Here is a 15,334-nt window from a genome sequence, read left to right on the forward strand (position 1 = left end):
GCGATCCGTGTGCACCGACCTCGCCGGCGCTATGCTTCCAGCAAGCGCGTCAGTCCCGGCTTTAGCGTGGGATAGCTTCCATCGGGTCCGGGCAGCACGGGCGGTTCCATGTCGTCGTGGCAGTCTTCGGGTTTGGGTCCGAAATTGAAGTCGGAGCTGTTGATCTTCTCCCACGTGATCTCTTGTCCGGTATAGCAGGAGATCTGGCCCATGATGCCGATCATCGTGCTACGGGCCATGTACTCGCCGTTGTTCACGGGTTCGCCGGAACGGATGGCCGCAAAGAGTTTATCGTGTTCGATCTGGTAGGGATCGCACTGGTCAGTCCACTTCCAGGCGTTCTCGCCCCAGATCTGGCTTTCTAGAATGGACGCCTTGCCCTTGGTGCCGTAGATGATGCTGGAATTGTCGTTGAAGCAACCCTTGGTGGTCCGGCAGAAGGCGTAGATGCGAACGCCGTTTTCGAATTCGTAGACAATGGAATGATGGTCGAACACATCGCCGTAGATGGGTTCGGTCATCGTGGAACGGCCGCCAAGGCCGTGGCACTTGACCGGCGCGGCGTCGTGCATAACCCAACTGGAACGGTCGAGGTTGTGCACGAGTGACTGCGGCACGTCGTCACCCGATAGCCAGCGGAAATGGTACTGCGTGCTGCATTGCCATTGGATTTCGTTCAACCCTTCCTGGCGGTCGACGACGACGTAGGGTTCGCGCAGGAAGTTCTCTTCGATGCTGACGATCTCGCCGATCGCGCCGTCGTGGATTCGGTTGACGGTTTCGATGTAGCCCAGGTGATGCCTGCTTTGCAGCCCGGACGCGAGGCACAAATTCTTCTCTTTTGCCACCTCGACGGCGCGCTGGAGAAGTTTGATGCCGGCGGGGTCAATTCCGTGGGGTTTCTCGACGAAGACGTGCTTGCCCGCCTGGAGCGCCGCCATCGCGTGGAAGGGGTGGAACTTTGCCGCGTTGGCGATGAGGACGACGTCGGACGCTTCGATGACCTGCTTGTACGCGTCGAATCCCGCGAAGCAGTGGTCGTCGTCAACGGCGACTTGGCCTTTCATCTGCGCCTTCAGCCGCTCGCGCTTGGTTTGGACGCGGTCCATGAGGATGTCGCACATCGCAACCAGTTTCGCGCCGGGATCGGCCCTCAGCGCCTCCACGGCAGCCCCGGTACAACGGCCGCCGCAGCCAATCATCCCGACGCGGATTGTGTCGTTGCCCGCGGCATACACGCTGCTGCGCATCGTGCTCGCGGCGACCGCCGACGCCAGCACCGTCGAAGTCTTCAGAAAATCGCGCCGTGTTGTGCTCTGTTTAGAATGCGACTGCTGTGAGGCTTCCATTTCTGTGTCTCCCACACTAATGCGACCTTGAAGGACTTGCCTCACATTATTGGCAAGAACCCCCGTTGCGTTTTCACCCTTAGACTCTCACCCGTGCGAATTGGTGCATCGCCTCATGAGAGTAGCGCATTGCCCCACGACGCACAATCGAGCGGTTACGGTGAGTCTGTGGGTAAAAGTGCATGTACGCGGAGTGCGTCATGCTCACAGTAGGCGTGCCGAATCTATGAGTTCGCGATCTGGTCGCCACGAACTGCCTTGTTGAGCATATCCACAAGTGCCTGCGTTTCGTGCATGCCACCGATGCGTTTCGCCAGGACAAACGTTTTTCGTGCTGACGTGGTCAGTTTGATTGAGTAGTAGATCTTGTCGCCGACTTGGACGTCTTGTGCAGGCTCGATGCTGGCGATTTCGTTGGCGGTAAGGGCCTGCAGTTTGCCTCCGAACCACCCGCTGGCGAACTCAAGCGTGCCGGCGCGCGCTTCGATTCGGCTGGACGCGACCCAAAGGTCGAGGACGTGCCAAAACAGGAAGAACTCGATGATGCCAACGATGATGGGAAACACGCGGGGCGCGCCGAATTCGACCAGGGCCACGAGAACGCCCGTCCAGATGACAAGGAACAGCGACGTTCCAAGCGCGAGTTTCACGTTGCGGGGCGCGGGCACTTCGATGCGCACCCCATCCGAGCCGAGGGGTGTCACTCGAAGGCCTAGACTCTGCGCGTCGCGGACGGGGTCCGCTTCGGCGAGATAGGGCTCCAATGGCTTCTCATCGAGCACGAAATCGGATCGGCTTGCCTTGGTCTTGAACACGGGCACCTCGAAGCGGACTCCGTAGTCCACCCCGGGTGTTGCCGCTTTCACTTCAAGCCGCCACAGAATCTGGTTGTCGGAATCGGAGCCGTCGGTCTCGCGGCAAGTGTAGGGAATCCCGAACGCCACAGGGATAGACGTTCGAGTCGGGTCACGCTCTGTCAACTCGCGCGCCATAACTCTATCGTTTTGCCATAGGATGTGTTCCCGGGTGCTTCGGTTCTTGCCGGAACCTGTCGTGACGCGATTGATACAATTCAGAGTCACGTGAAAGCCGTCGTCGGGACGCACTTTCCGTCCGACCTCGACGACGCCGCTGAGTTTTCCTCCGATGACTCCGGGGTTCTCCGCCATTCGGAAGATGGAACTGCCGTACTTGCGCCATTGAAGCACGGTATAGATTGCCCAGTAGGCGAGTCCAAGACCCACGGCGGGGAAGATGAGCACAAGCAAAGCGGCGCGTTCGGAATTAGGCTCGAGAGCCTGCGACACGACAATGACGCTGATCGGAACGGTTATGACGTTCCACAACGTGGCGAATGCCACGGCAGCCACCATCTGGGTCATATTCTGAGAACGTATGACACCTGTCGCCCAATCGGGGTTCCACTGCCACGGCGACTCGGGGTGCTCGTTGCGGAGGCGGTTCGACTCGCGCATCCTGCGCATGGACCAGAATGCGCCGAAAATGAGTCCCCACCCCACTCCGCCGAACGCGACAACGAATACGGAATGAAAGAGGAGCATGCCCCAGCGAAGGTCTCGAAAGAGGATCGCCTCGGACGGTTCGTTGGGATTCACGAAGCAACGGAAGTCCTGCCCCGAGTCGCGGTATTGCACAAGTTTGCTGTAGACGTCTTGCTGGTAAGAGCCGATGTTGTCCGACCCGCTCCCGATGGCGACGCGGGTCCCAATGAAGCCCCTTCCTCCATACTCATACGAGTAGCGGGCCGTGCAACGGTAGGTGGTGCTGTCGCTGCCGCTATCTTCCTCCAGTTCGGCGGCTTCGATTTTGGCGGGAACCTCCACCCATGAGCGCATGGACTGCCACGTGACTACGGTGGAGAGCATCACCCAGGCCATGACCACGCCGACGCCTGCAAATGGCAAACCAAACAGGGCCAGACAGCCCGCACTGCCTTTTCCCGAGCCGAACGATACGCGTATAGCCATGGATGTCCTCACTCGACGTTTGTGTCGACCTCAGCCTTCGTGGCCCGGATTTCTCACAAATACACTTGAACCTCTCTCGTACCAGTGCTTTTTCGTGACCTATGGCGCAAGACGAGGTGGTTTCCCGAAAACAGAGTGCGTTCGCGAGAAATCCTCATGGCATAACCTCCAAGTCTCGCACGTGAGCAATTTGTGTCGGCGCTCATTCGCGCCGGTGCAAATTGCGGCTTAGACAGTGTACACATTTGAGACGATTTCTGCTGCTAACCGCAAATACCCCCAGATCTTGATGCACGTCACGAAATTCACTATCGATTGTATAGAGATTGGGGAAACCCAAACCGAGCGGGGACGGTCTTATTCGTGTTGACTGCCCTCTTCCGGTATCGTAGACTACGTACGGTTCAAGCAGTATCAACGGGGGCCGCAATGTCGTTCGGCGTGGCCCTCATACCCACAGTGGGGTTTATTCCTGGCGACATGCGGACGCAATTTCCGCAACATGGCAGACCACCATGTGAGCCGCCAAACGTTTCGTAGGGAGGAGATTATGTATCGCATGCGCCGGTCGGCGTGGACCTTGGCGTTGGTTGGCATGGCAGGACTGGGTATTGCCGGTCCCTCCTTTGGCGATGACGCGCCATTGTCTGTCAATCATTGGAACGCCAAAGGCAAGCAGTCGTCGTCTCCTCAAGAACAACAACCAGCCCCTGCTGCCAAACCTGTAGAAGCAAAGGCGGAAGCGCCTGCCGTCGAGTCACCGGAAAACGTTCCGCCTGAGGCGCTGTTGCCCGCGCTTGAACCGGAGCAAACAAAGAGCGACTCCACCACGGTAGCGGAAGCGCCGACAGCGACGGAGGCGGAGAACCTCACGGAAGGCGACGCTCCGGCCAAGCGCGCCCGCACCGTCAATGATTGGACCACGCGCAGCATGTCTCAGGGTCGCGTGGCTGCGGCGGATGAGCCGCTTGCAACATCACCAGAGCAGGAAATCAAGGCCGGCACCATCAAGACTCCTGGCGGCACGATTGATCTGAACGCCATTTCGCTCGATACGTTGTACAAAGAACTCGACACCCAACCCTCGCGGGAGAAGGTGGAGATGTCGTTGCAGCAATGTGTCGACACGGCGTTGAAGTCGAATCGCGACATCATCGTCACATCGTATGAAGCCCTTAAAGCCGATGGCGATATTATGGCGGCCAAGGGAGAATTCGACCCCATTCTGAAATCCTCCTTGTCGACCTCCCACTCGGAAAGCACGGCGTCGTCACAGATTCAGAGCTTCACCGGCGGCGGTCTGGGCGGACTTGGCGGCAACAGCCTGCTCAGCGGTCTGGGAGGAAGCAGCCTGCTCAGCGGGCTGGGCGGCAGCGGGCTGGGTGGCAGCGGGCTGGGAAACCTATTTGGCAACAATAACAACAACGGCCAACTCAGCGGACTTGTCTCCGGCATTCGCATACTGAGCGCGATTGGCAGTCTCTTTAAGCAGGGAATCAGCCGGTTCACGGGCGGCAATGACACCACGTACGTCATCGAGAACGACATGGACCAAGCGCAAGCTTCGTTGCAGGGAAAGATCCCCTGGGGCACGAAGTACGAGCTTAGTTTTGAAATTTCCGACGAGCAGTCCACCTACAACAATTTCGTATCGGAATACAGCGGCGGGCTCACGCTATCGGTGACACAGCCTTTGCTGAAAGGCCGGGGCAAGAAGGCGAACCTTGCGCGTGTCCGTATCGCGAAGAACAATCGAAAGGTCGCCGAAACCCAGTTCGAGCAGCAAGTCATGAACACGACCGCGGAAGTGGTCAAGGCATACTGGGATCTCGTGGGCGCTCATGAGCAGGCGAAAGTGCGGCAGCAGTCGTTGGCCAATGCCGAGCGTCTGCTGGAAGTCAATCAGCGCAGGCTTGAGATTGGCACCGGGGCCGCCTTGGAAGTCGTCCAGGCGAAGGCCAGCGTTGCTCAGCGGACGGGCGACGTCATTTCGGCCCGCGCCCAGGTCCTTGCTGCGGAAGACCGCCTGAAACTTCTCCTGGATATGCGCGACGACGAGAATTTCTCGGCCAAGCAAATCGTGCCGACGGACCGGCCGGAAGCCGAAGAACTCTCCCTGGACGAGACGGTCAGCGTCAAGACCGCGCTGGAGAATCGTCCTGAGATGAAATCGGCCAATCTTGAAATTGACAGTGCCACGATCGAGCGTCTCCGCGCGGCCAACGACATGTTGCCGCAGCTGGACATCTCGGGCAGCGTGTTTCAGGGCGCGCGCGGAGCCGAAGCCAAGACGGTTTTCCAAGGCGTGACGGAGCGCGACGACAACAGCTATAGCCTGTCGTTGACTGGTTCAGTGCCTATCACGAATCGAAGCGGACGCGGCGCGTTTGAAAAAGCCAATCAGTCCAAGCGGCAGGCTGAAGAACGTCTGAAGAAGACGATGGCCGACTTGACCTTGAACGTAAGAAACGCGGTCCGGAACGCCGGCACCAGCCGTATCCTCGTCGAGAGCAGCCGCCAAGCGCGCGCCCTCCAGGAAACAAACGTCGATGCCGAAGAAAAGCGCCTGAAGCTGGGTGTGACCACGAGCTTTGAAGTGTTGCGCGTCCAGGAAGACTTGGCGACCGCGCAGGTGCAGGAAGTCCAGTCGATCATCGACTTCGAGAAGGCGCTCACTGACCTGGAGTTGGCGGAAGGCACGCTGATGCAGCGGCTGGGCGTGGAAATGGAAGCGCCCGCCCCCGTGAAGCCGGTGAGCTTCGTGCGCAGTATCCGGCCGCCCGCGCCTCCGGAAGAGTAACCTTTGCGGCCCTATTCACCCCTGTTGCCATAGGGGAAAGGGGTCTGCCTCAGCCAAAACCGAGGGTATTCCGCGCGAGTCTAACGTAGGCAATTGCACCCGGCGCGCGAATAAAGGTATATTCCCGTGTTGGCGTCCGGACTTTGAACGTCGACCCAGAGGAGCCAGCGGTCCCTCCTTACCGTACCAGCCCCCGAGTGAATCGAATCCTGGGGATGTCGTCTCGTAGAGAAGCCGGTGCGTTAAGGGGCAAGGAACGGAGTTGTGGCTCAACAGAGTACGAATTGAAAAGGTGTCCGCTCGCAAGTCAAGTCGATGCAATGAGTAGTGTGGAACAAACAGATGCCCTGATTCAGGTCCGGGACCTCACCAAGCAATATGTCATGGGAGAGACGATCGTCCATGCTTTGCGGGGGGTTTCGTTCGACATTCAACGCGCCTCGTACGTGGCGGTAATGGGTCCTTCCGGCTCAGGAAAAACCACGTTGATGGATATCCTGGGGTGCCTTTCCCGTCAAACCTCCGGTGAATACATGCTGGATGGCGTTTCGGTGACGAACCTGCCCGAAAGCCGCCTGGCGCAACTACGGAACCACGAAATCGGGTTCATCTTCCAGAACTTCAATCTGTTGGCCCGCACCACGGCGTTGGCAAATGTTGAGCTGCCACTGTTGTACGATGGAGTGCCGAGACGCGAACGGACCGAACGCGCCAAGCAGGCGCTCGCGGCGGTGGGACTCGACGACCGCATGTTTCACAAGCCGAGCGAGTTGTCGGGCGGTCAGCGCCAGCGCGTTGCAATTGCGCGGGCGCTGGTCAACAATCCTTCGATTTTGTTCGCGGACGAGCCGACCGGAAATCTGGACACGCAAAGCGGCGAGAGCATTCTCGCGTTGTTTCATGAATTGCACGAACAGGGCAACACAATCGTCATGGTGACCCATGAACGGGATGTGGCGGAGCACGCCCATCGCATCATGAGTTTCCGCGACGGCAATCTGGTGAAAGACGAATGGCGAAACAAAGGCGAGTGGGACCACAAATCCTCGGTTGGCTGATTGTCCTTGGCGTCCTGGCGGCGCCCTTGGTGTACATGCTGACGAGAGAACCGGTGATTGAGGTTACGGCAATCACTCTGGGAAAGGGTCGGGTCGAACAAACGGCCACGGCCATTGCCTCGGGCACGGTCATGCCACGGCAAGACTCCCTGGTGGCGGCAAGTTCGATGGGAACCGTCATCAACGTGCCCCACGAGGAAGGGGACCGCGTTGAGGAAGGCGAGTTGCTCGTCGAATTGAACCATGCGGAGCTCGATGCCCAGGTAAAGCTGGCCGAAGCCAACCTTCGTGTGGGACAGTCGCGATACGAACAATCGAAAATGGCAGCAGGCATCTATGAGCAAGTCTCGGGGACCCAAGTCGGCCAAACCGGTGCGCAGCTCAAGCAAGCTCAGGTGGATTTTGAGCGCATCAAAGCGCTGAGCGAACGCGGAGCGATATCGAAGGGCGATCTGGATAAAGCGGCGCTTGCGCTGAAAGTGGCCGCGGAAGCGGCTTCCGCCGCCAAAGCCAGCCAAGGCGAGACCCAGGTCCGCCAAGAAGAAATCAAGATGGCCGAATCAAACATCGAGCAGCTTGAAGCGGCCATTCAGGTAGCGAAGGCCGCGCGCGACAACACGATGGTGAAAGCGCCGTTTGGCGGGGTCATTGCGAAGATTCTCAAGGACAAAGGCGAGGCCGTGACGATGGGCATGCCGCTCCTGCAGCTTGTGGAACCCAATGACAGCTACGTGGAGGCGCCATTTGACGAAGCGAACGCGGCGGACATCAAAGTTGGCCAGAAGGTGCGCCTGAATCTCGACGCCTATCGGGATGTGGATTTCACCGGAACAGTGGAGTTCATCTCGCCGGTAGTGACCATGAACCCCGACCTGAGCCGCACCCTGAATATCCGCGTTAAAGTGGAAGAGAATGCCGAGAAATTCCTGCCGGGTATGTCAGCCGACGTGGTTATCCTCATCGATGAGAAGGACGGCGTTCTGTATGCGCCCACGGAATCGCTCATCCGCGGTGAAGCCGCGTATGTGGTGGAGAACGGCCGCGCCCGGCGACGGGAAGTCAAGACCGGCCTCGGCAATTGGAACACCGTCGAGATATTGGAAGGCCTGAAGGAAGGCGAAACCCTTATCACGTCGGTTTCGCTGGCGGACTTGGCAGACGGCGTTCGCGTTGAGGTAGTCGATAGCCTGGACAAGAAATGAGCCCGATCGAATACTTGCGCATTGCGTTGGACTCGATCGCCCAGAATAAGGTGCGCTCGGCTCTGACGATGCTGGGCGTCATCATTGGCGTGATGTCGGTGATTATGCTCATCACGCTCGGTGAAGCGGCCCAGTCCTATGTCGAGAAAGAGTTTTCCGGCATGGGCAGCAACATTCTGATCATTACGCCCGGCAAACAAGAGACTTCGGGCATGATGCCGGTCATTGCCGGCAGCTTTCGCAAGCTTTCCTACGAGAATGCCAAGGAGCTCGAGCGCCGCGGTACCGGCATGAAAGCGGTTTCACCCGTCGTGCTGGGTTCTGGAGCCGTGCAGTACAAGGATCGCCGCCGCAACACCATGATCCTCGGCGTCACTCCGGCGTTTGAGATTGCGCGAAACCTCCATGTAACCGTGGGCCGCTTTGTGCAACAGCAAGACCTGGACAAAAACAACAAGGTCTGTATTCTCGGCACCAAGGTGAAAGAAGAACTCTTTGGCGACAAGAATGCCTTGAATGAGAAAGTCTCCATCAACCGTTCCGGGCATACGGTGGTGGGCATTCTTGAGAAGCGCGGCGTCACTTTGGGCATCAACATTGACGATTTGGTCATCATCCCGCTGAAGAGCGGCCAGCAGCTTTTCTACGGCGGCGAAGACCGCTTGTTTCAGATTGTCGTGCGCGCCGCAAGCCCGGAGGACGTGAAGGTAGCCACACAATCGGCGCGAGAAATCCTGACGGCTGCGCACGATTACGTCGAGGACTTTACCATCACCGACCAGACATCCATTTTGGCCACGTTTGGCAAGATCTTCACGGCGATGAAAGTCATGCTGGCGGGTATCGCGTCCATTTCCTTGCTCGTCGGCGGAATCGGTATCATGAACATCATGCTGGTGTCGGTGCGCGAGCGGACCCGCGAAGTGGGTGTACGCAAGGCCGTCGGCGCCACGCAGAAAGATATCGCTTTGCAGTTCGTCATCGAGTCAGTCACGCTGAGCGCGATTGGCGGATCGGTTGGGATCGCGTTGGCGTATGCCGGAAGTTTCGCGTTACGCACCGCGTATCCGGTGTTTCCCGTTTACGTGTCTAACTGGTCGATCCTGCTGTCGTTTTTCTTCAGTATGGCCGTCGGGGTCTTCTTTGGGGCCTATCCGGCTCTGAAGGCATCCAGTGTCGATCCTGTGGAAGCCCTGCGCTACGAATAATGCGGTAATCGATTCAAGTCGAGCCGCTATGAGAACCCTCGCGAAGAGTACCCCCTTGACAAAGGGAGTAATCTCCGTAAGGATGAAGGGCCGATAGACTCTAGCTGCAAGCAGGTTCCGGTGGCGTATTGTCCATGCAACGTGGATTAAGGGAGTGGAGTCCTATGCTTAACCTGGCGGTAATTCTGGAAAACAGCGCCCGTGAACGCGCGGAGCATCCGGCCATCGTGTTCCGCGATTTTCGGTTCACCTATCGCCAAATCGACGACATGGCAAATCAGGTGGCCAATGGCCTGCGCAACGCGGGGATTCGCAAGGGCGACAAGGTAGCCCTGACCTGTCCGAATCTGCCGTATTTTCCGATTGTGTATTTTGGCATTCTCAAAGCCGGCGCTGTGTTTGTGCCGCTGAATGTACTCCTGAGACCGCGCGAGATTGCCTACCACCTGAACGATTCGGATGCGGTCGCGTACATTTGCTTCGAGGGGACGCCCGAACTCCCGATGGCCCAATACGGCTACGAGGGATTCAAGGACAGCGGCACGTGCGAGCGCATGTGGACCATCCCGATGGCGCCGATGGGCGAATCGCCCATACCGGGCATTCCAACGCTGTGGGAACTCATGGGCGGTCAGCCAACCACCTTCGACACGGTACAGTGCCGCCCCGACGATACGTGCGTCATCATCTATACGTCGGGCACAACGGGAAGACCCAAGGGCGCGGAACTCACGAATTCCAACATGCTGCTGAACTGCATGGTTTCGCGGGAACTGATACACGGGTTTCCCGAGGACATCTCCCTGGCCGTGCTTCCCTTGTTTCACTCGTTCGGTTTGTCATCAATCCTGAATACGTGCGTTTTGGGCGGAGCGACGCTGATTCTCCTTCCGCGTTTCGATGCGGGCGAAGTCCTGCGAATCTTCCAGGATGAGGGGGTCACGCTGTTTGCGGGAGTCCCCACGATGTATTGGGAGCTGCTGAATTATCCGGAACTGGACAAGTTCGACATCCAGAAGATATCGAGCACGTTGCGGCTGGGAGTATCGGGGGGCGCGGCCATGCCCGTCGATGTGATGTCCCAGTTTCAGGAGAAGTTCAAGATCAAGATTCTGGAAGGATATGGCCTGTCCGAGACGTCGCCCACGGCCAGCTTCAACCGCGTCGACATACCTCAAAAGGTCGGGTCAATAGGCGTACCCGTATGGGGCGTCGAGATGATGGTGGTCGATCACGACATGAACGAGATGCCGGTAGGGAAACCGGGCGAAATCGTCATTCGCGGGCACAACGTGATGAAGGGGTACTACAAACGCGACGAAGCGAACGACGAGGCATTCCAGGGCGGTTGGTTTCACACGGGCGACGTGGGCTACAAAGATGAGGACGGCTACTTCTTCATCGTCGATCGCATCAAGGACATGATCATTCGCGGCGGATTCAACGTATACCCGCGTGAAATCGAAGAAGTCCTGATGATGCACCCCGACATTTCATTGGCGGCAGTTATCGGCGTTCCGCACAACGAGTACGGCGAGGAAGTTGCCGCATTCGTGATCCCGCAGGTTGGGTCGAAGATCACGCCGCGCGAAATCATCGAGTGGAGCAGAACACAGATGGCCGCGTACAAGTATCCGCGGACCGTGGAAATCGTGAAGACGCTGCCGATGGGGCCCACGGGCAAGATCCTGAAGGCTGAACTCCGAAATCAGCGCAGAGAAACCGCAAGTCTCAGAGCGACCTCATGACAAAACCTTAGGGCCTTGCACGTGAGCGATTCGCACCCGCGCTCAGTTGCGCAGGGGCAAATTGCGGGCCAGGCACGACTCAACGCAGGGAGCACCACCGTACGATGCTGAATTTGTCCGTTCTGTTGGAAGACACCGCGCGAGAACGTCCCGAGAGAACTGCCGTATTGTTCCGCCAGTACCGGTTCACGTACCGCCAGATTAACGAGATGTCGAATCAGGTAGCGCATGGACTTGTCGCGGCGGGTGTGCGCAAGGGAGATAAGATCGCGGTATCCTGCCCCAACCTCCCGTATTTCCCCATAGTCATCTACGGAATCCTGAAGGCCGGAGCGGTCGTGGTGCCGCTGAACGTGTTGCTGAAACGGCGAGAGATTGCCTATCACCTCTCGGATTCCGAAGCGGTGGGCTATATCTGTTTCGAGGGCACTGAGCATCTCCGTATCCTTGAAGAAGGCTACGCGGGTTTCAAAGAGGCCACGACCTGCGACCACTTGTGGGTCATTCCGTTCACACCGGGGGCCGCTTCTCCGATTGCGGGGGTGCCAACATTGATGGAGTTGATGGGGCCTCATCCGGTCACGTTCGAAACGGTGCCTACACGCCCCGATGACACCTGCACGATCATCTACACGTCGGGAACAACCGGCCGTCCCAAGGGCGCGGAGCTTTCGCATTTCAACATCGTCGTCAATTGCTGGACCCAGCGGAATATGACGAAGTTCGGCAAAGACGAAACCATTCTCGTCGTATTGCCGTTGTTTCACTCCTTCGGTTATTCCTGTCTGATGCATGCGGGGTTCCTCGCCGGGGCAACGCTCGTGCTTCATCCACGGTTTGAGGCCGGGGAAGTGCTTAGTTCGTTCCAAGACGACGGGATCACCGTATTTGCGGGCGTTCCCACCATGTATTGGGAATTGCTGAATCACCCCGACCTGAATTCATTCGACCTTAAGAAAATTGCGCAGACCCTGCGGCTTTGTACGTCGGGCGCCGCTGCGCTGCCGGTAGAGGTGCTGCGTCGTTTCGAAGAGAAGTTCGGCACACAGATCCTGGAGGGATACGGTCTTTCGGAGACGTCGCCCGTGGCGAGTTTCAATCGCCTCGACAAGCCTCGCAAGCCGGGTTCGGTGGGGCTGCCCGTATGGGGCGTCGATATGATGATCGTCGACGACGACATGCGCGAACAGCAAGTCGGGGAGCGCGGAGAAATCGTCATTCGCGGACACAACGTCATGAAAGGCTATTACCGTCACGACGAAGCGAACGATGAGGCATTTCGAGGCGGCTGGTTTCATAGCGGCGACATTGGATACAAGGACGAAGACGGCTATTTCTATATAGTGGACCGATCGAAGGACATGATCATTCGTGGTGGCTTCAATGTGTATCCGCGCGAAATCGAGGAAGTCCTGATGACGCACCCCGCGATATCGCTTGCGGCCGTCGTAGGCATTCCGCACGAAGAGTACGGGGAAGAAGTAAAGGCCTTTGTCATCCTCAAGAACGGCATGAAGATTGACACCGCCGAGCTCATCGCGTGGTGCAAGAAAGAAATGGCCTCGTACAAATACCCGAGGCACATAGAGGTTGTAGATTCGTTGCCCATGGGGCCGACCGGGAAGATCCTTAAAACGGAACTTCGCAAATCCGTCACTGCGAGTTCCGGCTCTGTTTCATAGTCTGGAATTTTCACGAACACACAAGAACTCAGTCTGCAATTGCCGCTTACGCGAGATTTGCGGCGAACAGCGGTTTTGGCCTCTGCAAACAGAGTGTGTTCGCGTGAAATCCTCATGGCATAACCTCAACGTCCTTCACGGGAGCAATTTGCCCTGGCGCGCAGTTGCGCCAGCGCAAATGGCCTCATAGCAGCGGCAGGAACTTCAGATTTGCCTTGGGAAATGCGTATCGAGAGAGATGCGCCCGGGGTACCCACCGCATCTCGGCGTGAACCGCAGGCGCCGGTTTGCCATCGACCACGACGCACGCGTAGACGTTCATCGTGACGCGAAAGTGGGAATATGCGTGATTCACGCTGGCGATGAGGCCACCCGTCTTCACGTCCACGGAGAATTCGTCGCGCATCATTCTTTCCAGAGCGCGTTGATGGGACTCTTTGGCGCCCACTCGACTTCCGGGAAACTCCCAGAGACCTCCCAGCAACCCGCGAGGCGGACGCTTTGCGATTAGAAATCGCCCGTTGTGTTTCACGACAGCAACCACGTATTCGTGGTGCGGAACCGCCTTCTTTGCGCGGCGAACAGGCCGTTCTTCTTGGACACCCCGTCGCAAGCCCTCGCAGTGCTCTCGAATCGGGCACGCACCGCAGTCAGGTCGCTTGGGCGTGCACACGCGCGCACCCAATTCCATCATCGCCTGATTGAAATCGCCCGGGGCGTCACTCGGCACCAGTTCCCCCGCCAAATCCCACAAACGCGACCGTGTTTCCGAGCTGTCGGCGGGATCGGCAATGTCGAAGAGCCGCGTCAGTACGCGAATGACGTTGCCATCGACAACAGGCGCTCGTTCTCCGAATGCAATGCTGGCGATGGCCCCGGCGGTGTAGCGGCCAACGCCCGGCAACTGTTGCCACTCCGCTGCCGTATCCGGAAAAACGCCGCGCCGATCTTCGACAACCATGCGCGCAGCGCGGTGGAGGTTGCGCGCGCGTGTGTAGTAGCCGAGACCCTCCCAGAGCTTCAATACCTCGTCATCGGCGGCGGCCGCAAGGGCTTGGACCGTCGGGAAAGCGCTCATGAATCGTTCGAAGTAGGGAGTCCCCTGATCGATGCGGGTCTGCTGCAGCATGATCTCGGAGATCCACACGGCATAGGGATCTTTTGTGCGTCGCCACGGAAGGTCGCGCGCCTCGGCGCGGTACCACGCGAGCAAATCGCGCCGAATTCGCCTGCTAAGGGCGGGCTGTAGTTGAGCTTTGCGGTCGGGTTTCATCGCTGTCACGAAAGACGCCTGCCGCGAAGGGCAGGCGTCGCATTGGAATCTCTCCCACACGGATCTCGAACGGCTCAGTTTCCAGTCTTCATCATGTAATTGCGCACTTCCTGAATAACGTCGTCGCGGCCTTTCCAATCCTTGTAAACAATGCACAAGTTGAGTTTGTATTCCTTGTTCAACTCGTAGTTTGGAATGACCATCTGAAAATCCCAGGCGGGATTGGTATCGTCCCCCGCCGGGGTCTTTCCTCCGCCGCTTGGCGAGTGCGCAAACCGAAGATACGGGTTCGGCTGGAACATGTAGATTAGGACCTTGTTCCGCACGCGCCCATAGAAAAACGGCGTCGAATATCGCAGCGGCGACATGCTTGCATACAGCAGCGTGGAATTCTCCGGCCACTGAATGTTCGTGACGTCCCCTTCAAAGCAGACGGTACTGTTGAGTCCGTGTGCCTGCGCGCACAACTGAGACCATTGCGGAGCCTTCAGATGACTGCCCGCCCCGAGAAAGTACATGCTCTTGTTTTCGGGCGCATTGATGTACGACGCCCAGAACACGCCCATGACACCGCCTTGAAATACCGTCCTGCGTGGAACAACGCGAAACTCGACATTGATGTAGTAGGGCTCGCTTACAGAGAAGCGGGTCCAACTCTCGACGCCGTACACGGGAGTCGGGTCTTGATGAAGCTCCACGGAGTGGTCGCTGGAGCGGTACAACGCCATCGGAAAGCGCCGCGGCTCGAAGAACACGTTGTCATCGCTGGACCGGGGCCGTGTATCGAAGTAGTGCTCAAGGTTGACTCCGGCATAGAGCGGCACGAAGGCCGACTCAGGATCATTGGGCGCAACCAGTTGAAAGATTCCGTTGTATCCTGCGCGGTGGTCGCCCCACGCCTTGTTGTTGCCCACAACGCAACGAAGCTGGGAGGCTTCGAAGGTCGCAAAATCCGCGATCTCCGCGTTGGCATTCGCCGCGGCCAACACGACACCGATACACGCCCAGACCGTCATGACGCCCCCC

Annotated in this window: 10 protein-coding genes; 6 read left to right on the top strand and 4 right to left on the bottom strand. The window is 58.2% G+C overall.

Annotation, left to right across the window (positions count from 1 at the left end):
• Window positions 1-29: 29 nt before the first annotated feature.
• Window positions 30-1,349, bottom strand: a complete 1,320-nt coding sequence (locus K1Y02_13790) for a Gfo/Idh/MocA family oxidoreductase (protein ID MBX7257430.1) — start codon at window positions 1,347-1,349, stop codon at window positions 30-32.
• Between the two features lie 224 nt (window positions 1,350-1,573).
• Window positions 1,574-3,337, bottom strand: a complete 1,764-nt coding sequence (locus K1Y02_13795; GenBank protein ID MBX7257431.1) for a DUF3592 domain-containing protein — start codon at window positions 3,335-3,337, stop codon at window positions 1,574-1,576.
• Between the two features lie 550 nt (window positions 3,338-3,887).
• Here K1Y02_13795 and K1Y02_13800 point away from each other — a divergent pair.
• The 6 genes from K1Y02_13800 (at window position 3,888) to K1Y02_13825 (ending at window position 13,035) form a co-directional block, all read left to right on the top strand.
• Entirely contained in the window at window positions 3,888-6,137 is a 2,250-nt protein-coding gene (locus K1Y02_13800; GenBank protein ID MBX7257432.1) for a TolC family protein, read from the top strand.
• A 347-nt stretch (window positions 6,138-6,484) separates the two neighbouring features.
• Window positions 6,485-7,195 carry an ABC transporter ATP-binding protein gene (locus tag K1Y02_13805; protein MBX7257433.1) on the top strand — a complete coding sequence of 237 codons (711 nt, stop codon included), beginning with the start codon at window positions 6,485-6,487 and terminating at the stop codon, window positions 7,193-7,195.
• Complete coding sequence (locus K1Y02_13810; GenBank protein MBX7257434.1) at window positions 7,150-8,397, top strand: efflux RND transporter periplasmic adaptor subunit; 1,248 nt, start codon at window positions 7,150-7,152, stop codon at window positions 8,395-8,397. Before K1Y02_13805 ends, K1Y02_13810 begins: the two co-directional genes overlap by 46 nt.
• Window positions 8,394-9,605 carry an ABC transporter permease gene (locus tag K1Y02_13815; GenBank protein MBX7257435.1) on the top strand — a complete coding sequence of 404 codons (1,212 nt, stop codon included), beginning with the start codon at window positions 8,394-8,396 and terminating at the stop codon, window positions 9,603-9,605. Before K1Y02_13810 ends, K1Y02_13815 begins: the two co-directional genes overlap by 4 nt.
• 164 nt (window positions 9,606-9,769) lie before the next feature.
• Window positions 9,770-11,353 (top strand): long-chain fatty acid--CoA ligase, encoded by a 1,584-nt coding sequence (locus K1Y02_13820; protein MBX7257436.1) that lies wholly within the window; start codon window positions 9,770-9,772, stop codon window positions 11,351-11,353.
• 104 nt (window positions 11,354-11,457) lie between these two features.
• Window positions 11,458-13,035, top strand: coding sequence for a long-chain fatty acid--CoA ligase (locus K1Y02_13825; GenBank protein MBX7257437.1), 1,578 nt, complete (start codon window positions 11,458-11,460; stop codon window positions 13,033-13,035).
• A gap of 184 nt (window positions 13,036-13,219) precedes the next feature.
• On the opposite strand, the gene mutY is transcribed toward K1Y02_13825, so the two are convergent.
• Window positions 13,220-14,317 carry an A/G-specific adenine glycosylase gene (gene mutY, locus K1Y02_13830; GenBank protein MBX7257438.1) on the bottom strand — a complete coding sequence of 366 codons (1,098 nt, stop codon included), beginning with the start codon at window positions 14,315-14,317 and terminating at the stop codon, window positions 13,220-13,222.
• Window positions 14,318-14,382: 65 nt separating this feature from the next.
• Window positions 14,383-15,324, bottom strand: coding sequence for a hypothetical protein (locus K1Y02_13835; protein MBX7257439.1), 942 nt, complete (start codon window positions 15,322-15,324; stop codon window positions 14,383-14,385).
• Window positions 15,325-15,334: the final 10 nt, after the last annotated feature.

It is taken from the genome of Candidatus Hydrogenedentota bacterium, assembly GCA_019695095.1.
Lineage (GTDB): Bacteria > Hydrogenedentota > Hydrogenedentia > Hydrogenedentales > SLHB01 > JAIBAQ01.

Coding starts and splice junctions, on each gene's coding strand:
- K1Y02_13815 (MBX7257435.1), top strand. CDS start 8,394: ATGAGCCCGATCGAATACTTGCGCATTGCGTTGGACTCGATCGCCCAG.
- K1Y02_13795 (MBX7257431.1), bottom strand. CDS start 3,337: ATGGCTATACGCGTATCGTTCGGCTCGGGAAAAGGCAGTGCGGGCTGT.
- K1Y02_13790 (MBX7257430.1), bottom strand. CDS start 1,349: ATGGAAGCCTCACAGCAGTCGCATTCTAAACAGAGCACAACACGGCGC.
- K1Y02_13800 (MBX7257432.1), top strand. CDS start 3,888: ATGTATCGCATGCGCCGGTCGGCGTGGACCTTGGCGTTGGTTGGCATG.
- K1Y02_13825 (MBX7257437.1), top strand. CDS start 11,458: ATGCTGAATTTGTCCGTTCTGTTGGAAGACACCGCGCGAGAACGTCCC.
- K1Y02_13810 (MBX7257434.1), top strand. CDS start 7,150: ATGGCGAAACAAAGGCGAGTGGGACCACAAATCCTCGGTTGGCTGATT.
- K1Y02_13835 (MBX7257439.1), bottom strand. CDS start 15,324: ATGACGGTCTGGGCGTGTATCGGTGTCGTGTTGGCCGCGGCGAATGCC.
- K1Y02_13820 (MBX7257436.1), top strand. CDS start 9,770: ATGCTTAACCTGGCGGTAATTCTGGAAAACAGCGCCCGTGAACGCGCG.